General features: G+C 66.6%; 17 protein-coding genes, 1 tRNA gene and 1 pseudogene. 12 read left to right on the top strand and 7 right to left on the bottom strand.

Translation table 11 applies throughout. The annotated features are described in order from the left end of the window. Window positions 1-73: 73 nt before the first annotated feature. Entirely contained in the window at window positions 74-1,033 is a 960-nt protein-coding gene (gene trxB / locus TK49_RS14980; RefSeq protein WP_045787414.1) for a thioredoxin-disulfide reductase, read from the bottom strand. A gap of 223 nt (window positions 1,034-1,256) precedes the next feature. Here trxB and TK49_RS14975 point away from each other — a divergent pair, with 223 nt between their 5' ends. From TK49_RS14975 to TK49_RS14965, 3 genes are all read left to right on the top strand, one after another. Then, a complete protein-coding gene (locus tag TK49_RS14975; protein WP_045787413.1) occupies window positions 1,257-3,599 on the top strand; it encodes a DNA translocase FtsK in 2,343 nt (780 codons plus the stop codon). Between the two features lie 89 nt (window positions 3,600-3,688). Further along, window positions 3,689-4,336: an outer membrane lipoprotein chaperone LolA gene (gene lolA / locus TK49_RS14970; RefSeq protein WP_045787412.1), complete on the top strand. Its 648-nt coding sequence runs from the start codon at window positions 3,689-3,691 to the stop codon at window positions 4,334-4,336. A 46-nt stretch (window positions 4,337-4,382) separates the two neighbouring features. Then, window positions 4,383-4,808: a hypothetical protein gene (locus TK49_RS14965; RefSeq protein WP_045787411.1), complete on the top strand. Its 426-nt coding sequence runs from the start codon at window positions 4,383-4,385 to the stop codon at window positions 4,806-4,808. Between the two features lie 15 nt (window positions 4,809-4,823). Here TK49_RS14965 and TK49_RS14960 read toward each other — a convergent pair whose 3' ends face one another. Next, on the bottom strand, window positions 4,824-5,720 hold the full coding sequence (locus TK49_RS14960) for a LysR family transcriptional regulator (RefSeq protein ID WP_045787410.1): 897 nt from the start codon (window positions 5,718-5,720) through the stop codon (window positions 4,824-4,826). A 130-nt stretch (window positions 5,721-5,850) separates the two neighbouring features. On the opposite strand from TK49_RS14960, the gene speB reads away from it, so the two are divergent. The 5 genes from speB to TK49_RS14935 all read left to right on the top strand — a co-directional run bounded on the left by speB (window position 5,851) and on the right by TK49_RS14935 (window position 11,120). Beyond that, the gene (gene speB / locus TK49_RS14955) at window positions 5,851-6,810 is read left to right on the top strand and encodes an agmatinase (RefSeq protein WP_045787409.1); all 960 of its coding nucleotides are present in this window, start codon (window positions 5,851-5,853) and stop codon (window positions 6,808-6,810) included. 32 nt (window positions 6,811-6,842) lie between these two features. Further along, a complete protein-coding gene (locus tag TK49_RS14950; RefSeq protein WP_045787408.1) occupies window positions 6,843-8,147 on the top strand; it encodes an MFS transporter in 1,305 nt (434 codons plus the stop codon). Window positions 8,148-8,236: 89 nt separating this feature from the next. Then, complete coding sequence (locus tag TK49_RS14945; protein WP_045787407.1) at window positions 8,237-9,556, top strand: replication-associated recombination protein A; 1,320 nt, start codon at window positions 8,237-8,239, stop codon at window positions 9,554-9,556. A gap of 78 nt (window positions 9,557-9,634) precedes the next feature. Beyond that, window positions 9,635-10,951 carry a serine--tRNA ligase gene (gene serS, locus TK49_RS14940; RefSeq protein ID WP_045787406.1) on the top strand — a complete coding sequence of 439 codons (1,317 nt, stop codon included), beginning with the start codon at window positions 9,635-9,637 and terminating at the stop codon, window positions 10,949-10,951. Window positions 10,952-11,030: 79 nt separating this feature from the next. Then, a tRNA-Ser gene (locus TK49_RS14935) sits at window positions 11,031-11,120 on the top strand. A gap of 196 nt (window positions 11,121-11,316) precedes the next feature. Here TK49_RS14935 and TK49_RS14930 read toward each other — a convergent pair. Further along, the gene (locus tag TK49_RS14930; RefSeq protein WP_045787405.1) at window positions 11,317-12,243 is read right to left on the bottom strand and encodes a LysR family transcriptional regulator; all 927 of its coding nucleotides are present in this window, start codon (window positions 12,241-12,243) and stop codon (window positions 11,317-11,319) included. 296 nt (window positions 12,244-12,539) lie between these two features. Between TK49_RS14930 and TK49_RS14925 the strand changes: the two are divergent. From TK49_RS14925 to TK49_RS14915, 3 genes and pseudogenes are all read left to right on the top strand, one after another. After that, window positions 12,540-12,847 (top strand): annotated as a pseudogene (locus TK49_RS14925) (MoaF-related domain-containing protein). A 128-nt stretch (window positions 12,848-12,975) separates the two neighbouring features. Then, complete coding sequence (dkgB, locus tag TK49_RS14920; protein WP_045787404.1) at window positions 12,976-13,782, top strand: 2,5-didehydrogluconate reductase DkgB; 807 nt, start codon at window positions 12,976-12,978, stop codon at window positions 13,780-13,782. A gap of 34 nt (window positions 13,783-13,816) precedes the next feature. Beyond that, window positions 13,817-14,926 carry an alkene reductase gene (locus TK49_RS14915; protein WP_045787403.1) on the top strand — a complete coding sequence of 370 codons (1,110 nt, stop codon included), beginning with the start codon at window positions 13,817-13,819 and terminating at the stop codon, window positions 14,924-14,926. An 80-nt stretch (window positions 14,927-15,006) separates the two neighbouring features. On the opposite strand, the gene TK49_RS14910 is transcribed toward TK49_RS14915, so the two are convergent. The 4 genes from TK49_RS14910 to TK49_RS14895 form a co-directional block, all read right to left on the bottom strand. Beyond that, window positions 15,007-16,131 carry a porin gene (locus tag TK49_RS14910; RefSeq protein ID WP_045787402.1) on the bottom strand — a complete coding sequence of 375 codons (1,125 nt, stop codon included), beginning with the start codon at window positions 16,129-16,131 and terminating at the stop codon, window positions 15,007-15,009. 269 nt (window positions 16,132-16,400) lie between these two features. Beyond that, window positions 16,401-17,348, bottom strand: coding sequence for an MBL fold metallo-hydrolase (locus TK49_RS14905; RefSeq protein WP_045787913.1), 948 nt, complete (start codon window positions 17,346-17,348; stop codon window positions 16,401-16,403). 34 nt (window positions 17,349-17,382) lie between these two features. Next, on the bottom strand, window positions 17,383-18,321 hold the full coding sequence (locus TK49_RS14900) for a quinoprotein relay system zinc metallohydrolase 1 (RefSeq protein ID WP_045787401.1): 939 nt from the start codon (window positions 18,319-18,321) through the stop codon (window positions 17,383-17,385). After that, complete coding sequence (locus TK49_RS14895) at window positions 18,318-19,055, bottom strand: quinoprotein dehydrogenase-associated SoxYZ-like carrier (protein ID WP_099050677.1); 738 nt, start codon at window positions 19,053-19,055, stop codon at window positions 18,318-18,320. The genes TK49_RS14900 and TK49_RS14895 overlap by 4 nt, the downstream gene beginning before the upstream one ends. A gap of 329 nt (window positions 19,056-19,384) precedes the next feature. Between TK49_RS14895 and exaC the strand changes: the two genes are divergently transcribed. Further along, window positions 19,385-20,905 (top strand): acetaldehyde dehydrogenase ExaC, encoded by a 1,521-nt coding sequence (gene exaC, locus TK49_RS14890; protein WP_045787399.1) that lies wholly within the window; start codon window positions 19,385-19,387, stop codon window positions 20,903-20,905. Window positions 20,906-20,992: the final 87 nt, after the last annotated feature.

The raw sequence follows: 20,992 nt of genomic DNA, 5'->3' as shown, positions 1-20,992 counted from the left end.
TACGAATGCGCCGCACATGGCAAAGCGGCCGATGGTCGCCCATCGGCCGCTGCCAGGACGGGGCGCAGCCCGCTTAGTTCTGCAGGCCCTCCAGGTAGCGCTGCGCGTCCAGCGCGGCCATGCAGCCCGTGCCGGCGCTGGTGATGGCCTGGCGGTAGATGTGGTCCTGCACGTCGCCGGCGGCGAACACGCCAGGGATGTTTGTGGCCGTGGCCATACCGTCCAGGCCGCTCTTCGTGCGGATGTAGCCCGTGTCGTTCATCTCGAGCTGACCCTTGAAGATGTCGGTGTTCGGCTTGTGGCCGATGGCGATGAACACGCCCGCCACCTTGATCTCTTCGGTCTTGCCTTCATTTTCGTTGGTGCCCTTGAGGCGGGCGCCAGTGACACCGGACTCGTCGCCGAGGATCTCGTCGAGCACCATGTTCGTCCGGAGCTCGATCTTGCCTTTCTTCTCCTGCTCGTGCAGGCGGTCGACCAGGATCGGCTCGGCGCGGAACTTGTCGCGGCGGTGGATGAGCGTGACCTTGCTGGCGATGTTCGACAGGTACAGCGCTTCTTCCACGGCGGTGTTGCCGCCGCCCACCACGGCCACTTCCTGGCCCTTGTAGAAGAAGCCGTCGCAGGTGGCGCATGCGGACACGCCGCGGCCCGCGAACTTCTCTTCCGACGGCAGGCCGAGGTACTGCGCCGAGGCGCCGGTGGAGATGATCAGCGCGTCGCAGGTGTACTCGCCGGAATCGCCGATCAGGCGGATCGGCTTTTCATGCAGATGCGCAGTGTGGATGTGGTCGAACAGCACCTCGGTCTTGAAACGCTCGGCGTGCTCCAGGAAGCGCTGCATCAGCTCGGGGCCTTGCAGGTGCTCCTTGTCGGCGGGCCAGTTTTCAACGTCGGTGGTGGTCATGAGCTGGCCACCCTGGGCCAGGCCCGTGATCAGCACCGGGTTCAGGTTGGCCCGGGCGGCGTAGATGGCGGCCGTGTAGCCGGCGGGGCCGGAGCCGAGAATCAGCACTTTTGCGTGTTTTGCCATGATGCGTTCGGTTTGTGCGCGGCACGGGGTGAAGGTTGAAAGTAAAGCGGCCGCCGTGCAGGCTAGGTGAGGGTGATGGCCGCCATTATAAAGTGGGCCCCCCTCGTCCGCCCGGTTGTAAATTCCAATGGCGGTGATAGGGCCGCGTTACAATCGTTGCCATCGCATTCGTGCAGTCCCAAGCCGCGCGGCCCACCTGCCGGGCGGCATATCCGTCTCCCGCATGGCCCGAGCTTCCACCACTCCGACGACCCGTACCGACCCCGCCGCACTGCCCTCCCGCATCGGGCGGCTGCTGGGCGAGGTCCGCTGGTTCCTGTTGCTGGCGGTGACCATCGCCTTCCTGATCATCCTCCTGTCATACAACAGGGCCGATCCCGGCTTCACCCACGCCAGCCAGGTCGACCAGATCCGCAACCTGGGCGGCCGCGTGGGCGCGTGGCTGGCCGATCTGCTGCTGTTTGTCTTTGGCGCGTCGGCCTACTGGTGGGCGGTGCTGCTGGTGCGCAAGGTGTGGCGCGGCTGGCGCGAGCTGATGTCGGACGAGCGCCTGCCCCGCACGGCCATGCCGCGCGTTGACGCCAGCGTCACGTGGATCGGCTTTGCGCTGATTTTGGCCTCCAGCATGGGCCTGGAAGCCATCCGCATGTACAGCATGCACATGAAGCTGCCGCGTGCGCCTGGCGGCGTGCTGGGCGACCTGATCGGCGGGGCGATGCAGCATTCGCTCGGCTTTACCGGCGGCACACTGGCGCTGCTGTTTGCGTTTCTGGTGGGGCTGTCGCTGTTCTTCCACTTTTCGTGGCTGAACCTCGCCGAGCAGATCGGCGCGGGCGTCGAGATGCTGTTCGTCGGCTTCAAGACGCGCCGCGAGAGCAAGCAGGACCGGGCCATCGGCGAGGCCGCCAAGGTCGAGCGCGAAGAGGTGGTCGAAACCCGCCGCGTGCGCATTGAAGAATCGCCGCCGGTGCAGATCGTGCGCCCGGCCGCCGTGGTCAAGAGCGAGCGTGTGGAGCGCGAGAAGCAGCAGCCGCTGTTTGTCGACATTCACGATTCCGACCTGCCGCCGCTGGCGCTGCTTGATCCGGTTCCGCCCGTGGTGGAAACCGTGAGCGCCGAGACGCTGGAATTCACCTCGCGCCTGATCGAGAAGAAGCTCAAGGATTTCGGCGTGGAAGTGCAGGTGGTGGCGGCCTATCCGGGCCCGGTCATCACGCGCTATGAAATCGAGCCCGCCACGGGCGTGAAGGGCAGCCAGATCGTCAACCTGGCGAAGGACTTGGCGCGTTCGCTGTCGCTGGTGTCGATCCGCGTAGTCGAGACGATTCCGGGCAAGAACTACATGGGCCTAGAGCTGCCGAACCCCAAGCGCCAGGCCGTGCGCCTGTCGGAGATTCTCGGTTCGCAGGTCTACAACGAGAGCGCATCGCAGCTCACGCTCGCGCTGGGCAAGGACATCGCCGGCAAGCCGGTGGTGGCCGACCTGGCAAAGATGCCGCACTGCATGGTGGCCGGCACCACGGGTTCCGGCAAGTCGGTCGGCATCAACGCGATGATCCTGTCGCTGCTGTACAAGGCGAAGGCCGACGCGGTGCGCCTGATCCTGATCGACCCGAAGATGCTGGAACTGAGCATCTACGAAGGCATTCCGCACCTGCTGTGCCCGGTCGTGACGGACATGCGCCAGGCCGGCCACGCGCTCAACTGGGCCGTGGGCGAAATGGAGCGCCGCTACAAGCTCATGAGCAAGATGGGCGTGCGCAACCTGGCCGGCTTCAACAAGAAGATCGAAGAAGCCGCCGCGCGCGAAGAAAAGATTCCCAACCCGTTCAGCCTCACGCCCGACGCGCCGGAGCCGCTCGACAAGCTGCCGATGATCGTCATCGTGATCGACGAACTGGCCGACCTGATGATGGTGGTCGGCAAAAAGGTCGAAGAGCTGATCGCGCGGATTGCGCAGAAGGCGCGTGCGGCCGGCATCCACCTCGTGCTGGCGACGCAGCGTCCGTCGGTGGACGTGATCACGGGCCTGATCAAGGCCAACGTGCCGACGCGGATCGCGTTCCAGGTCAGCAGCAAGATCGACTCGCGCACCATTCTCGACCAGCAGGGCGCCGAAGCGCTGCTCGGCATGGGCGACATGCTGTACCTGGCGCCCGGCACCGGCTTGCCGGTGCGCGTGCACGGCGCGTTCGTGTCGGACGACGAAGTGCATCGCGTGGTGGAAAACCTCAAGGCGCAGGGCGAGCCGAACTACATCGAGGGCATTCTCGAAGGCGGTGTGGCCGACGACGGCGGCGGCGACGGGTTCGGCGGCGGCGCAGGCATTGCAGGCGGCGGTGGCGGCGAAGCCGACCCGCTGTACGACCAGGCGGTCGACGTGGTGCTCAAGAACCGGCGCGCGTCGATCTCGCTGGTGCAGCGTCACCTGCGCATCGGCTACAACCGCGCCGCGCGCCTGCTCGAAGACATGGAAAAGGCGGGGCTTGTGTCCGCCATGTCGGGCAACGGCAACCGCGAAATCCTGGCGCCCAATCGCAACGGCAACGTCGTCGAAGAGGAATGACGCTGCCGTTACATCGCGTTACCGCGCGAGTGGAATGTTCCGGCGCGCTCGACGACTAACCACCACATCAACTGCTTACCGGGATTCCGATGTTTGTGTTGAAAGCACGTCACCTGATGGCCGCCGGGCTGGTCTCGCTGGCGGCATGGTCTGCTGGGGCCTACGCAGGCGCCGTCGAACAGCTCAACGCCTTCGTGAGCAACGTCACCACCGCGCGCGGCGAGTTCGTGCAGCGCCAGGTGAAGGGCGGCACCAACGGCAACCCGCTGCGTGTGGCCGGCACGTCCAGCGGCGACTTTGTCTTCTCGCGCCCGGGCCGCTTCGTCTGGCGCTATGTGAAGCCCTATGAACAGCAGCTCTCCGCCGACGGCCAGACGCTTTACATCTTCGACAAAGACCTGAACCAGGTCACGGAGCGCAAGCTCGATGCGTCGCTGGGTTCCAGCCCGGCCGCCATCCTGTTCGGCAGCAACGACCTGTCGAAGAACTTCGCGCTCAAGGAGGGCGGCACCAAGGACGGTATCGACTGGGTTGAGCTCACGCCCAAGGCGAAGGACACCCAGTTCGAGCGCATCGCCATCGGTTTTCGCAGCGGCGAGCTGCAGGGGATGGAGCTGCGCGACGCCTTCGGGAACACCACCCTCCTGACGTTCTCGAACATCCAGAAGAATCCGCAACTGCCGGCCAACGTGTTCCGCTTTACGCCGCCCAAAGGGGCCGACGTCATCAAGCAATGACGCGTGGAGGCCGGCGCCGTTGCTGTCCTAGACCAGGAGACCGACCATGCCTTTGCCGTTCACCACGTCGCTGCACCGAGCCGCCGCTGTTGTCGCTGCGGCGTCAGCGGCGGTTGTGCTTGCGGGATGCGCCTCGATGGGTGCGTCCCGTTTTGATATCGATTCGTTCCTCACCGCGCCAGACACGGTGCTGGCCGAGGCCTTGGTCAACAAGGATTTCCTGCACGCGACCGAACTGCCCAGCGCCGAGTGCAGCGCATTGGTGAAAGGCCACGCCGGGCAGGTCGTGCCGATCCAGGCGCCGGCCGATCCACGCCTGCCCGAAGCGTCGGCGCGTCAGCCGTTCGTGATTCAGCCGCCGGCCAGCGAAAACGTCTGGCTGCTGCTGCGCGCGGCCAACGGCACGCAGTCGTGCCATGGGCCGCTTCCGGCCAAGGCGTTCATGGGATTGGTGCAGCGCGCGTCGAACTGACGGCATGCGCGTCTTTTAGGCGTGGGCCGCTTTCATGTCGGCAATGAAGGCGGCCAGCAGATCATTGCGCCGGGCATCGCGGCGCACCACCATGTCGAACGGCACCTCGTAGCGCATGGCAGCGGGTGCCAACGGCGTCAGCAGGCCCTGGGCCACATAGGGCGCCGCAAAGTGCTCCGGCAGGTAACCCAGGTGCCGGCCTGACAGCACCAGCATTGCCACCGCTTCCATGTTGTCTGCCACCGCAGTCACCGGCCGCTCGGCCGGCGAGCCCGCCGCTTCCGGCAGCGGATAGCTGCGCCACGCCCACGCGTGCGCCAGTGCCTGCGCGGGCGTCACGTCCCCAGCCTTCTTGAACAGCGGATGGCCGCGCCCCGCATACGCAAGCTGCGTCTCGTGGAAGATCGTCGTGTAGTCCAGCGCCGGCACGCGGTGCCAGAAGTAGCCGATCGCCATATGGATCTTGTTGTCGAGCAGCAGTCCTTCCAGCTCCCCGGGCGGGCGTACCGAGACCGTGAAATGCACGGATTCATCGCGTTGCCGAAAGCGCTCGATGGCCTGGCTGATACGCGCATTCGCGTTGACGGGCGCATGGCCGATCAAGCCGAGATTCAACGTGCCGACCAGCGTGCGGCCCACCTTGCGCGCCTCCGCGCTGAAGACGTCGAGTGCGCCCAGCAGCTTGCGGGCGGAATCGACGAAGCGTTCGCCGCGCGCGGTGAGCCGGAAGCCACTGCGGCCGCGCTCGCATAGCCGGTAGCCCAGTCGCGTCTCCAGCGTGGACAGCTGCGTGCTGATGGTGGATTGCCCCACGTTCAGCGTTGCCTGGGCAGGGGTGATGCCGCCCGCGTCGACCACGGCGAGAAATACGCGGATCAGTCGCAGATCAAGATCGGAAGCTTGTCCCAGCACGGTCGATACATCGATCCATATCGATGTTTGATTCGGAGATTTCGCATTCTACGTGCGAAATCCATCGGCAAGAATGCAGCTTATTGACACTCATTACATCGTCTCGGGACGATGTGACCATGCGACTGCCATGAACGACCGCGCCGACCTCTTCCAGCCCGCTTCGGGCAACGCCATGCCGCGTTTTGGCGGCATTGCCACCATGATGCGGCTGCCCGCCGCCACGTCTGCCGCCGGGCTGGACGCCTGCTTTGTCGGCGTGCCGTTCGACCTGGGCACGTCCAATCGCAACGGCGCACGGCTCGGGCCCCGGCAGATCCGCGCGGAATCCGTCCTCCTGCGGCCGTACAACATGGCCACACGCGCTGCGCCGTTCGACTCGCTGCGCGTGGCCGACATCGGCGACGTGCCGACCAACCCATACAACCTGCATGACTCGATCGCGCGCATCGAGGCCGCATACCGGGAGATCATCGCCGGCGGCTGCCGCCCGATCGGCCTGGGCGGCGACCACACCGTCACGCTGCCCATCCTGCGCGCGATGCATGCCAAGTACGGCCGCATCGGCCTCATCCACGTGGACGCGCATGCCGACGTCAACGACACGATGTTCGGCGAGAAGATCGCGCACGGCACGCCATTTCGCCGCGCGGTGGAGGAGGGCTTGCTCGATTGCAACCGTGTCGTGCAGATCGGCCTGCGCGGCACGGGCTACGCGGCCGAGGATTTCGACTGGTGTCGTGAACAGGGCTTTCGCGTGGTGACCGCTGAGGAATGCTGGCACCGATCGCTCGCGCCGCTCATGGAAGAGGTGCGCGCTCGCGTGCAGGGCGGCCCGGTCTACATCAGCTTCGACATCGACGGGATCGACCCGGCCTATGCGCCGGGTACCGGTACGCCGGAGATTGGCGGCCTGACCGTGCCGCAGGCGCTGGAGATCGTGCGCGGCGCACGCGGTCTCGACATCGTCGGCGCGGATCTGGTCGAGGTGTCCCCGCCATACGACCCGTTCGGGACGACGGCGTTGCTCGGCGCCAACCTCGCGTTCGAGATGCTGTGCGTGCTGCCCGGCGTCGAATACCGCGCCTGATGCGACACCCATAAGAACAGAGAGGAGACCCCATGCAAGCAGCGCAGTCGATCGCCCAGCCACGCCGTGCGGCGATGGCATCGTTCATCGGCACCACCATCGAGTGGTACGACTTCTACAGCTACGCCACGGCGGCGGCGCTTGTCTTCGGGCCGCTGTTCTTCCCGGGAGAGAACCGCTTGCTGGGGCTGCTGGCTTCGTTCGGGTCGTTCGCCATCGGATTTCTTGCCCGGCCCATCGGCGGCGTGCTGTTCGGCCGCATCGGCGACAGGCTCGGCCGCAAGCGCGCGCTGATGGGCACGCTCACCCTCATGGCCGTTGCCACCGTGCTGATCGGTTGTCTGCCCACCTATGCGCAGGCCGGATGGATTGCGCCGGTCGCGCTGGTGGCGTTGCGTGTGCTGCAAGGCATTGCCGTGGGTGGCGAGTGGGGCGGCGCAGTGCTGTTGGCCGGCGAGCATGCGCCGAAAGGCCGGCGTACCTTCTTTGCTTCGTTCGCGCAGCTTGGCAGCGCCGGTGGCCTGATTCTGTCGATGCTGGCCTTTTCCGCCGTCAGCCGGCTCGAGCCGGAGGCCTTCATGGCGTGGGGCTGGCGCCTGCCCTTCCTGGCGAGCGCGGTGCTGCTGGCCGTGGGCTTTGTGATCCGCATGTCGGTCAACGAATCGCCGGAATTCGAGGCGATGCAGGCCTCCGGCGACGTGGCGAAGCAGCCGCTGGCGGAGGCGTTCAAGGCGTGGCCGCTGATCGCGCTGGCCATCGGCGCCAACGTGTACGGCATCGCGGGCGTGTACTTCAGCAACATCTTCATGATTTCGTATGCCACGCAGTACCTGCAGCTCGATCGCGCGATGATTCTCGACTGCATGTTCTGGGTCGCCGTGCTGCAGTTCTTCGTGCAGCTTGGGGCGGCCACGCTGGCCGACCGTTTCGGAACGCGCCGCATGCTGGTCATCCTCGCGGCCTTCGCGGTGGTCGTGCCGTTCATCATGCTCCCGCTGGTCCGCATGGGCGAGGCGCATACCGTGTTTGCAGGAGTGGCCATCGCCACGCTGGCCGAGTCCGGCTACTACGCGATCATCGCGGGCTTTGTCAGCGGCATGTTTGCGGCGCGCATCCGCTACACGGCGATTTCGTTGTCGTATCAGGTGTGCGGCGCCTTTGCGGGTGGCCTGACACCGCTGCTTGCCACGGTGCTGGCTGATCGCTTTTTCCCGCTGTGGTGGCCGATGGCGATCTTCTATGCCGGTTTTGCGGCGCTGTCGCTGGTCTGTGTGCTTTTGATCGGCCGGAGCAGGATGGCCGCAGAGGCGCCGGCGCTGGACGCACGCGCCGCCTGAGGTTGCCGGGGAAGCGGCCGGCGGACGGATTCTGCGACAATCTCCGCATGAACGCTTCCGCTTCTCTCTTCCCCAACGCGCCCGCCCACATGCCGCTGGCCGAGCGCCTCCGCCCCCATTCCGCCGACGATGTGATCGGTCAGCAGCACCTGCTGGGGCCGGGCAAGCCGCTGCGCGTGGCGTTTGCCTCCGGGGAGCCGCATTCGATGATCCTCTGGGGCCCGCCCGGCGTCGGCAAGACCACGCTGGCGCGGCTGATGGCCGATGCGTTCGATGCCGAGTTCATCGCGCTGTCGGCCGTGCTGTCTGGCGTGAAGGACATCCGCGAGGCGGTGGAACGCGCCGAGCAGTTCCGCGCCAACGGGCGCCGGACGCTGGTGTTCGTCGATGAAGTCCACCGCTTCAACAAGAGCCAGCAGGACGCCTTCCTGCCGCACGTGGAAAGCGGCCTGTTCACCTTCATCGGCGCGACGACCGAGAACCCCTCCTTCGAGGTGAACGGGGCGTTGCTCTCGCGTGCGGCTGTCTACGTGCTCAAGAGCCTGTCGGACGACGAGCTCAAGCAGCTGGCCGAGCGCGCGCGCCTGGCGCTGGGCAGCCTTGAGTGGACACCCGCCGCGCTCGATGCCATCGTGGCTTCCGCCGATGGCGATGGCCGCAAACTGCTCAACAACATCGAGATCGTCACGCGCGCCGCGCGCTCGCAGGCCGAGGGCGCGGGGGCCGGAAACCAAGTGCCGGTCATCGACGAGGCGCTGCTGGCTTCGGCGCTGTCCGAAAACCTACGCCGCTTCGACAAGGGCGGCGACGCGTTCTACGACCAGATCAGCGCGCTGCACAAGTCCGTGCGCGGCTCCGATCCGGATGCGGCGCTGTACTGGTTCTGCCGCATGCTCGACGGCGGCGCCGATCCGCGCTACCTCGCGCGCCGCATCGTGCGCATGGCCTGGGAAGACATCGGCTTGGCCGACCCCCGCGCCGCGCGCATCACCCTCGATGCGGCGGAAACCTACGAGCGGCTCGGCTCGCCCGAAGGCGAACTGGCGCTCGCGCAGGCGCTGATCTACCTGGCCGTCGCGCCCAAGTCCAATGCGGGCTACAACGCCTACAACGCGGCCCGCGCGTTCGTCAGTCAGGACAAGTCGCGCGCGGTGCCCGTGCATCTGCGCAATGCGCCGACCAAGCTGATGAAGGAGCTCGGCTACGGCCACGCCTATCGCTACGCCCACGACGAGCCCGAAGCCTATGCTGCCGGCGAAACGTACTTTCCCGACGATCTGCCCGCGCAGAACTGGTACGTCCCGACGCCACGCGGCCTCGAAGGCAAGATCGGCGACAAGCTGCGCCACCTGCGCGAGCTGGATGCGCAGTGGCACGCCGAACAGGACAAATCGTCCCGCAGCAAATAAAGGCGGCAGGCCGGTGCGATAAAATCGGCCTTTTCGGTCATTCCGATCGTTCGCAATCCTCGGTTTCCTCTCCCCACCATGCTTGATATCCAACTGCTGCGCAAAGACATCGACGCCGTTGCTGCGCGCCTCAAAGACCGCGGCTATGTGCTCGACGTGGCCGGCTTTGCCGCGCTCGAAGCGGAGCGCAAGGCCATCCAGACCCGCACGGAAGAGCTGCAGGCCCGCCGCAACAGCCTCTCGAAGCAGATCGGCATGCTCAAGGGCAAGGGCGAGGACGCCTCGGCGGTGATGGCGGAAGTGTCGGGCATCGGCGACGAACTCAAGGCCTCGGCTTCGCAGCTCGACGTGGTGCAGGCCAAGCTGCAGGACCTGATGCTGTCGATCCCGAACGTGCCGCACGAGAGCGTTCCGGTCGGCAAGGACGAAACGCAGAACGTGGAAGTGCGCCGTGAAGGCACCCCGCGCACGTTCGACTTTCCGGTCAAGGATCACGTGGATCTGGGCGCCGGGCTGGGGCTTGATTTCGACGCCGGCGCCAAGCTGTCGGGTGCGCGTTTCACGGTGCTCACGGGCCAGGTTGCGCGCCTGCACCGTGCGCTCGCGCAGTTCATGCTCGACACGCACACGCAGGAGCACGGCTATACCGAGGCATACGTGCCCTACATCGTCAACGCCGCGTCGATGCGCGGCACGGGCCAGCTGCCGAAGTTCGAGGAAGACCTGTTCCGCGTGCCGCGCAAGATGGGGCAGGGCGCGGACGGCGAAGCCGGCGAGCACGTCGAGAATTTCTACCTGATCCCGACGGCCGAGGTGCCGCTCACCAACCTCGTGCGCGACGAGATCGTCCCCGCGGATGCGCTGCCGATGAAGTTCGCTGCGCATTCGCCGTGCTTCCGCTCCGAGGCCGGTTCGTACGGCAAGGACACGCGCGGCATGATCCGCCAGCACCAGTTCGACAAGGTTGAGATGGTGCAGATCGTGCAGCCTGACACGTCGTTCGATGCGCTGGAAGCCATGACGAACGCCGCCGAGAACATCCTGCGCAAGCTCGAACTGCCGTTCCGCACCGTCGTGCTGTGCACCGGCGACATGGGCTTCGGCAGCACCAAGACGTACGACATCGAAGTGTGGATCCCCGCGCAGAACACGTATCGCGAGATCAGCTCGTGCTCCAACATGGGCGACTTCCAGGCGCGCCGCATGCAGGCCCGCTTCCGCAACGCGCAGGGCAAGCCAGAGCTGGTGCACACGCTCAACGGCTCGGGCCTCGCCGTGGGCCGCACGCTGGTGGCCGTGCTGGAGAACTACCAGAACGCGGACGGCTCGGTCACCGTGCCGGCGGCGCTGCGCCCGTACCTGGGCGGCCAGGAGGTCCTGAAACCGGCGGGTTGACGCTGTTGTGTCAGCCTGTTGATTTCGGCGGAAGAAATCTGCTATAGTCGCGGTTTCGCGATTCAGCGACCCAGTTACCGGAGAGGTGGCAGAGTGGTCGAATGTACCTGACTCGAAATCAGGCGTACCGGCGACGGTACCGTGGGTTCGAATCCCACCCTCTCCGCCAGCAATAGCAGAAGCCCCTTGGTCTCACGGCCAAGGGGCTTTTTGTTTGGCTCCGCAGCACGCCGAGGTTCGCGCAGGCCGGACGCGCCATGTGCCGGCTTTGCCGGGCCGTCCGCGGCGATTTCGCCGCCCCAGAGTTTGATGGCATCGGCCACGCTTCGATCCCGTTCTGAGTCCTGAATGAAGTGCCCGCGTCGTCACGGTGCCATCCACTTCGCTGCGCCGCGCGCCGGGGGCTTGCCGCGCAGCGCCTCGACGAGGTAATCGACGAAGGAGGCAATGCGTGCAGAGATGGCTGTGTTGCGGTAGTACACGGCCTGGATGGGCTGCCGCACGTCCTGCGTCTGGCGCGCCAGCACCTGCAGGAGCCGGCCGGATTCCCGATCCTGCGCGGTCATGAAATCCGACAGGCAGACGATGCCTGTGCCCTCCAGGGCAAGCTGCCGGAGCGTCTCGCCGCTGGACGACCACACCGCAGGCGTGATCCTGTATGGCTCGCCATCGGGCCCGAGTGCGGGCCAGAGGTTCAGCGATTCCGGCTCGGTGAAGCCGAGCAGGGTGTGCCTGGCAAGATCCTCGACCTTGCGCGGCTGGCCGTGCGCCTCGAGGTAGGCAGGGCTGGCCAGCATGCGCACGCGGCTGTGTCCGATGAGCCTGCTGTGCAGCGTCGAGTCTTTGAGCCGACCGATGCGGATGGCCACGTCGGTACGCCGCTCGAGCAGGTCGATGATGCCGTCGTTGCTGTTCAGCTCCAGCTCCACCTGCGGAAAGCGCTCGCGGTAGCCGCGCACCAGCGGCACGATCACATGCAGCATGAAGGGCGAAGCCGCATCCACCCGCAGGCGTCCCGATGGCTTCTCACGCCGCGTGCGCATCTGCTCTTCTGCGCTTTCCACCGAATCGATGATGGCCCGTGCGTTCTGCAGAAACGCGCGGCCCTCTTCGGTCAGTTCGAGCCGGCGCGTGGTCCGGCGCAGCAGTGTGGTCCTGAGCTTGTCTTCGAGCCGCGCCAGCGTGCGGCTCGTGGCGGACACGGTCAACTCAAGCTGTTGTGCGGCCGCGGTGATCGAGCCGGTGTCGACTACCGTGGCAAAGGCCTGGAGTTCATCCAGCGTGATCTTCATTGTTGATCTGAAATCAAGATATTTTCGTTTATAGACCGGTTTTTTGGCAAAAGTAAAGCGGGCACACTGCGCTCCATTCGCATCGGACCCTGGAGTGCCCACCATGCCACTCGCCTTACTCGCGCTGACCCGCGGCCGTCACGCTCGGGGCAGTTGGCCTGAGGGCGCACACCGGCCCGCTCGACGACCGCGAAGGCCTGCCCGCCCGCACCGCCGAGCCGCTCGAACTCGCCCACTGAACGCCGCCGTTTCGTCACCCGCATGCTTTCCGGAGCCCTTGCCATGCACCCACCCAGCTGCTGCCGCCGTTTGCCGGCAATACGTTCGAAGTCCGCTATGAAGGCCTCACCGCCACCAACGCCTATGCCGACGACGGCATCCACATGCGCTACGCGATCACGGAAGGGCCTTTGCCGGCGCCGAGGGCGAAGTGGCCTACACCTGGCAGCACGTCGCCGGCGAGGTCTACGTGATCACGTGGCAGGAAGCCGACCGCGCGACCGTGGTGCACATTGACGATTTCGCGGCGGGCACGTCGCGTTCGTTTTTTACCGCGCCGTCGCTGGACTTCTACCGGCTGGAAGGCAGCCTGCGCTTGCTGTGAGCGAGAGGCCGCCGATACTTGATCTCAAGTCAAATATTTCTGTCCGGTAACGGCGTTTATTTCAGTAGTGGCAACCGCCAGAATGCCTGGGCATACCGCCGCATGCATTCGTTTCCAGAAATTCCACCATGAGCAACATTCCCGCATTCGGCCTTGGCACCTTCCGCCTGCAGGGCCAGGTCGTCATCGACGCCGTCCGCAACGCCCTCGAACTCGGCTACCGCGCCATCGACACGGCGCAGATCTACGGCAACGAAGCCGAGGTGGGCGAGGCCATTGCCGCCTCCGGCGTGCGCCGCGAAGACCTCTTCCTCACCACCAAGATCTGGGTGGACAACGCCGCCCGGGACAAGCTTGCGCCGAGCCTCGAAGAGAGTCTCGCCAAGCTGCGGACCGATTACGTGGACCTCACGCTGATCCACTGGCCGGCGCCCGGCAAAGGCGTTTCCGTTGACGAATCCATGACGGCGCTGGCCGATGCCAAGGCGCGCGGGCTGACCCGCCAGATCGGTATCTCCAACTTCAACATCGCGCTGACGAAGGAAGCGATGGCCGCCGTGGGCAAGGACGCGATCGCCACGAACCAGATCGAACTGAGCCCGTATCTGCAGAACCGCAAGCTGGTGAGCTTTCTGCAGGGCGAGGGCATTCATGTGACGTCGTACATGACGCTCGCGTACGGCAAGGTGCTGGGCGATCCGGTGATCGGCACGATTGCACAGCGGCACCAGGCGACGCCCGCGCAGGTGGTGCTCGCATGGGCGATGCAGCTTGGCTACTCGGTCATTCCGTCGTCCACCAGGCGCGAGAACCTCGCCAGCAACCTGATCGCACGGACGCTGCGCCTGACCGACGACGACATGGCGCAGATCGCCGCGCTGGAGCGCAATGGCCGCGAGGTGAGCCCGCAGGGGCTGGCCCCGGCGTGGGACTGAACTTGCCCCACATCCGCCACAGAGAATCCACATCATGCAGAACGACCCGCTGTTCCAACCGCTGCAGCTCGGCCCGCTGACATTGCCGAACCGCATCGTCATGCCGCCAATGACCCGCTCGCGTGCGAGCCAACCCGGCGATGTCGCCAACGAACTGATGGCCGCGTACTACGCGCAGCGTGCGAGCGCCGGTCTCATCGTCAGTGAAGGCACGTACGTGGCGCCGCTCGGCAAGGGCTACGCGTGGACGCCCGGCATCCACACCCCCGAGCAGGTCGCGGGCTGGCGCAAGGTGACCGACGCTGTGCATGCCCACGGCGGGCGCATCTTCGCGCAGCTCTGGCACGTTGGGCGCCTGAGCCACACGAGCCTGCTGGGTGGCCGCCAGCCGGTATCGGCGTCGCCCCTCCAGGCCAAGGGCGTGAACGTGTTCATCGCTGGCGAAGACGGCCGCACGCCGGGCTTCGTGCAGGCATCGGCACCGCGTGCGCTGACGGTGGGCGAGATCGCAGAGGTCGTGGGCCAATACCGTGCCGCCGCGCGCAACGCCATGCAAGCCGGGTTTGACGGCGTCGAGCTGCATGGCGCCAACGGCTATCTCGTAAACCAGTTCATCGATTCGCAGGCCAACGCGCGCACCGATGCCTACGGCGGCTCGCTGCAAAACCGGCTGCGCTTTCTCGACGAAGTCACGCGTGCCCTCATCGAAGGCACGGGCGACGCCTCGCGTGTCGGCATCCGTCTTGCACCGCTGACCACCCTCAACGGCTGCGTGGACGACGACCCCGAGACAACGTACCTCGCCGCCGCCCGGCTGCTGGATGCGCTTGGCGTGGGCTACATCCACATTGCCGAAGCCGACTGGGACGATGCCCCGCTGATGCCCGTCGCCTTCAAGCAGCAACTGCGCGCGGCCTACGCCGGTGTGCTCATCTATGCCGGCAAGTACACCGCGGAACGCGCACGCGAAGCGATTGGCGCGGGCTGGGCAGAGCTGATTGCGTTCGGGCGTCCGTTCGTCGCCAATCCGGATCTGCCGGCGCGCCTGCGCACCGGTGCGCCGCTCGCGCTGCACGATCGCGAGACGCTGTTTGGCGGTGGCGCGCGCGGCCTCACGGACTATCCGACGCTGCACGCTGCCTGACCGCAACGGCGCCCGGTGGTGACAAGCGCCCCTTTGGTGGTCTCGCCAAGGGGCGTTTCTGCTGCGTGGTGATCCGCCGGTCAGAACGTGTGCCGCAAGCCCACGCCGCCCAGGATGGTCTTCGCGCCCGGGGCCGTGCCGCCCGCGACGATCGACGTCTTCAGGCCTTCGAGCGGATCGGCCGTGCCCACCGCGCCCGCGTCGGCGTAGACCAGCTGCGCATACAGCGTCGTGCGCTTGGAGAACGCGTAGTCGTTGCTCAGCACGATCGACTTGGTCGAGCTGTCGTGCGCGCTGCTCTTGTACTTGCTGTAGTAGCCAGCGAGCGTGGCGGTATTGGCGGCGCTCCACTTGTAGTCCAGGCCCACGCCGATCGATTGCACATCAGACACGCGCGCACCGCTGGGCGCGTTGTTCGTCACGTCCAGGTAATTCACGCGGCCGGTGAAGGCGCCGACCGGAACGGCGATGCCAGCGTTCCACAGCCTGCTGAGCGTTTCGCCAGAGCCGCTGTCGGCGATCTGCTGATAGCCGAGGCCGACGGTGACCGGGCCCGTGTACGTGGCGCCCACCGAGAGCTCGTTGCCCTTCCTGAAGCTGCCGGCAGCCTCGCCCAGCGAATAGGCGACGCCGAGCCAGACCGGCCCGAAGTTGTTGGCGTACTGCACCGTGTTCCCCGTGAACACACCAACGTCGTTGCCCGGGTTCGTGCCGGCGCCGAGCGCGTTGCCGGGCGCGGCCAACTGGTTGTACGCCCAGCCGTACAGGTTCGAGAACTGCTCCTTGAAGCCGCGCGGCTCCGTGCCGATGGTGCCGAGCAGGGCCGGGCTGTACTGGCGGCCCAGCGTGATCGCGCCCCATTCGCCGCCGAGCCCGACGTTGGCTTGCCGGCGGAAGAGCTGCGAGCTGAAACCGGGGCCGCTGGTGAGCGTGCCCGTATCGCTGCTGTAGTGTCCTTCGAGGTTGAAGGTCGCCTTCAGCCCATGGCCAAGGTCTTCCACGCCGCGCAGGCCCCAGATGCTGGGGCTAATGCCGCCGGTGTGCATCTCGGTGAGGCTCCCCGCGTTGTCGGCGCTGCGGTTGCGGTACTGCACGCCGGCATCGATGGTGCCGTAGATGGTGACGGACGACTGCGCGAAGGCGGCGCTGGCAGCGCAGCCCAGGGTGGCTGCCACGGCGTATCGTCGAAGGCTCTTGTTCTGCATGGTGTCTCCGTATCTTCTCGTTGTGATGGGCCCCGCGGATTGGGCGCGAGCCTGTTCAGGGGGCGGCGTCGGACACAAGGCCTGCGTTCGACGCCGGGCGTGCATTGCAATATGCGTACCACGCGCATCGCGCCGGTTTGCGCGACATTGCAAGGAGTTGCAGTGCGTTGAATAACGTTTGCGCGCGGTAGGTGGGTGTCACGCGTGTGACATCGCGAGACACTCGATGCAACACGTGTCTCGTTGCGTGTTCAGCCATGGAGCAGCGCCTAGCGCAGCGGCGCGTTCTGCGTCCAGCGGTCTTCGAGTTCACGCCAGGCGCGTGCGACATTCAGCGCATGCCGCGGATGGAAGTTGCGCCAATCGCGATACGCGCCGCCCGGTGCATAGGTGAGGGCATGCGCTGCGTCGCCGCCTGCATCGAGCGCATCGGCAATCGCGTCGTTGAGCGCGTCGAGATACGACAGCGTGGGCAGCAGTGTCTGCATCGGTGTGCCGACGGCCGTGCCGACGACGATGCCGGCATCCAGCCGCTCGAGGCCGCGCAGGGCCTGCCGCCACCCGAGCAGCGAGCCGTCCTGCAGTTCGGGCACGCGCTGCCGATACGCCAGGCCGCCCACACACAGCACGCGCTGCTGCGGGGCGTACAGCACCGTGTCGGAGGCGCTGTGCGCGGCGGTGTGGATGTGCACCTGCCACGCGGTCTTGCCGGTGTGCAGCCAGTCGCCGTCGCGCAGGGCCGGCTCGGGGTAGACGATGTGCGTGCCCCGCATGGCCTGCGTGCCGAGCATGGACGCCAGCCGTGCCAGGCAAGCCTGGCAGCGCTCGCGCATCAGGCTGGCCGTGGCCGCAGAAGCCAGGAAGGCTGGGCGAGGCTGCAGCCGTGCAAACGCTGCGTTGGCCAGCACATGCTCGGGGTGCGCGTGTGTGTTGACCACCCAGCGGACCGGCTCCGCCGTGATGTGCCGGATGGCGGTGATGAGCCGGTCGCCCCACGCCGCGTGCGGGCCGGGGTCCACCACGAGCACGCCGTTGCCCGTCACGTGCACGAGCGTGGGAACGACTTCCCCTGCGTTGGCGCGCGCGGCTTCGGCGTTGTTGGCGCGTGCGGCGTACAGGCCGTGCTGCAGCCGCAGGAGACGCAGCGACACCGGGGGCTGCGGCGCCGCCAGCGTGGCCAACGGTGGTTCGAGCGCGAGTGCGAGCATCAGGCCCATCCAGCGTCGTCGGGCAGGCGTGGGCGCCGCCATGTCATGGCACCAGCGCCGCGCTTTCATAGCGGGGGTAGAAGTGCGTCACGTTGCGTACGTACTCGGCAGGCATGCCGGCCCAGTGGGCATACTCGTCGGCGACCGGCATGGCCAGCACCTCGGCCAGGTCGCGGCCGTCTTCGGCGGCGCGGCGCAGGCGCGCATCGAGCCAGCGCAGGTACTGGCGCGTCTGCGCGATGGCGTCTGCGTGGTCGAGCGCGGGCCCGTGGCTGGGGATCAACACATACCCGTGGTGGCGTGCAACGATGGCTTGCAGGCGATCGAGGCTGGCGAGCCAGCGCGCGATGTCGGCGTGCGGTGTGGTGGGGATGCGGTTGCGGAAGACCAGACCTCCGGCAAAGATCACGCCGCTCGTGTGGTCGATGACGACGAGGTCATCGTCGGTATGCCCATCGAACCGGATCAGCTCGATGCGGTGACGGCCGAACGTGCGCTCGCCGGGCGCCACTGGCAGCGTGGGCGGCGTCGACACGGTGCTCTGCATCCAGTCGCCGCAGAGGCGGTAGAGGTTGTCGGCATATGCGGCGCCTTCACGCTGGGCGCCGGCCATCGTGCCCGGCAGCGCCTGCGCGCCAACATCGGCATACGCCTGGTTGCCGAAGAAGTAGTCTGGGTGCAGATTCAGGTTGAACACCCAGCGCACCGGCGCACGCGTGACGCGGCTGATGGCCTCACGCTGCTGCTCGCCGTACCGCAATGACGGCCCGGTGTTGATCACCATCACACCGTCGCCCGTATCGATGAAGCCCGTGTTGATGATGTTGCAGCCGTTGGCACGGGCGAAGTCGGCGTTGGCGCCTTGCAGCACCCAGACGTCCGGCGCGACCGGTCGCGGGGCGAGGCGATAGTCGAGGTCCTGAGCCTGTGCGCCACCGGCGAGCATTGCAAGGGCCAGCAGCGCGCCGTGCAGTCGTCTCATGGCGTCACCTGTGCGCGGATGCGGTTGCCGTTGTTGTCGACGCCGGCCACGGTGATGCCGCGCGCGGCCGGGCCGTCCAGATCGAACGAGAAGATCGGGTTTTCGGCCACGGGTTCGTACAGCGCAAGCCGCAGCAACGGCTGGCGCCTGCTGTCGAGCAGTTCGAGCCGTTCGATATGGAACGACGGAATGCCCGCCACCAGACCGGTGTCCATGGGATGCATGACGCGCAGGCGGATGCGGCTGCCTGCGCCGCTGAAGCCCGGGAACACGCGTGATTCCACGCGGTTCAGCGTGGTGCTCCAGGTGGCGTTCGCGCGCGTGGCGCCGGGCAGCGTGCAGCCGCCGCCGGTGGCATCGACGACGAGCGTCGCCACATGCCAGACACCATCCGTGGTGCGCGCAGCCACCCGCACGGGCGACGCCTCCTGAAGCTTGAAGCGGAACGAGAGCGCGGGGCGCGCCTGCATCGGCTCGAACTCCAGCACCTTGCGGATCGGGTTGCGATCGACCACGACGACGATGCGGTCCACCTTGCCCAGCGCCGACGCGTCGAAGGCGATGGGCACCTGCATCGGGTCTTCCGCAAACGCGGGGCCGGTGATCGTGATGCGGGTGTCGAAGGTTGCGGGCGCGGTGCCGAGCGCCTCCTGCCGGACCGTCGGCCAGAGCGGCGAGCCGGCAGGGTCGGCGTTGGCGTCGGCGGCCGCCGGCCATGGCAGGCAGGCGGCCATCAGCACGGCGATGCCTCGCGCGATGGCGCAGGCGTTGGCTTGGAGCCTTCTCATCGAGGGTCTGTCCGGTTCAGGTGAACCGGTGCTCCTGCGAAATGCATGCCATGCGCGAGGCGTGTTCGCACGGCACTGCCAGGCCGATGGCCGTTGCGGTTTGCAACAGCCGCTGTTGCATTCTGGAGCACTCCTGGCAGCGCGCAGCAGCGGGTGGGCGATCGCGGGCCGCGCAAACGTCATCCGCGCGACATGGCCCGGCTCTTGCAGAGAAGAGGCAGACACAGCGCAAGCCAAGACGCTGACGTCATCACTCATCCATCAGGAGACAACCCATGCGTTACGCTCATCCCGGCACGCCGGGCGCCATCGTTTCGTTCAAGTCGCGCTATGGCAACTACATCGGCGGCGAGTTTGTCGCGCCGGTCAAGGGCCAGTACTTCACCAACACCACGCCGGTCACGGGCGAGGTGATTGCCGAGTTCCCGCGTTCCACGGCCGAAGACATCGACCGCGCGCTCGACGCCGCGCATGCCGCAGCCGACGCGTGGGGCCGCACGTCGGTGCAGGACCGCTCGCTGATCCTGCTCAGGATTGCCGACCGCATCGAGCAGAACCTTGAAATGCTGGCCGTGACGGAGACGTGGGACAACGGCAAACCCGTGCGCGAAACGCTGAACGCCGACATCCCGCTGGCGGCGGACCATTTCCGCTACTTCGCCGGCTGCATCCGCGCGCAGGAAGGTTCGGCGGCCGAAATCAACGAGCACACCGTGGCGTATCACATCCACGAGCCGCTGGGTGTGGTGGGCCAGATCATCCCGTGGAACTTTCCGCTGCTGATGGCCGCGTGGAAGCTGGCGCCCGCGCTGGCTGCCGGCAACTGCATCGTGCTCAAGCCCGCCGAGCAGACGCCGCTGGGCATCTGCGTGCTGCTGGAACTCATCGGCGATCTGCTGCCGCCCGGCGTGCTCAACGTCGTGCACGGCTACGGCAAGGAGGCCGGCGAGGCGCTCGCCACCAGCAAGCGCATCGCCAAGATCGCCTTTACGGGCTCGACGCCGGTCGGCTCGCACATCATGAAGTGCGCGGCGGAGAACATCATTCCGTCGACGGTGGAGCTGGGTGGCAAATCGCCCAACATCTACTTCGAAGACATCATGCAGGCCGAGCCGAGCTTCATCGAAAAGGCCGCCGAAGGCCTGGTGCTGGGCTTCTTCAACCAGGGCGAGGTGTGCACGTGCCCGTCGCGCGCGCTGGTGCAGGAATCGATCTACAGCCGCTTCATGGACGCAGTGATGACCAAGGTGGCCGCCATCAAGCGCGGCGACCCGCTCGACACAGAAACGATGGTCGGCGCGCAGGCTTCGGAGCAGCAGTTCTACAAGATCCGCAGCTACCTCGAGATCGCGCAGGAAGAGGGCGCCGAATGCCTGGTCGGCGGCGATGTGGAAGTGCTGCCCGGCAACCTCGCCAAGGGCTACTACATCAAGCCGACGCTGCTCAAGGGCGACAACAGCATGCGCGTGTTCCAGGAAGAGATCTTCGGCCCGGTGATTGCCGTGACGACCTTCAAGGACGAGGCGCAGGCCATCCACATCGCCAACGACACCGAGTACGGCCTGGGCGCCGGCGTGTGGACGCGCGACATCAACCGCGCCTACCGCGTGGGCCGCGCCATCAAGGCGGGGCGCGTGTGGACGAACTGCTACCACCTGTATCCCGCGCATGCGGCTTTTGGCGGCTACAAGAAGTCGGGCGTGGGCCGCGAGACCCACAAGATGATGCTCGACCACTATCAGCAGACCAAGAATCTGCTGGTGAGCTACGACACCAAGCCGCTGGGCTTCTTCTGATGGTGTAGCAGGACGGCTGGCGCACGGCCATCGACACCCGTGCGCCGGCCGCTGACCTGCCGGGCAACGACCCGCAGGCAGAGACAA

It is taken from the genome of Ralstonia mannitolilytica, from assembly GCF_000954135.1.
GTDB classification, from domain to species: domain Bacteria; phylum Pseudomonadota; class Gammaproteobacteria; order Burkholderiales; family Burkholderiaceae; genus Ralstonia; species Ralstonia mannitolilytica.
This window is presented reverse-complemented; position numbering and strand designations above follow the sequence as displayed.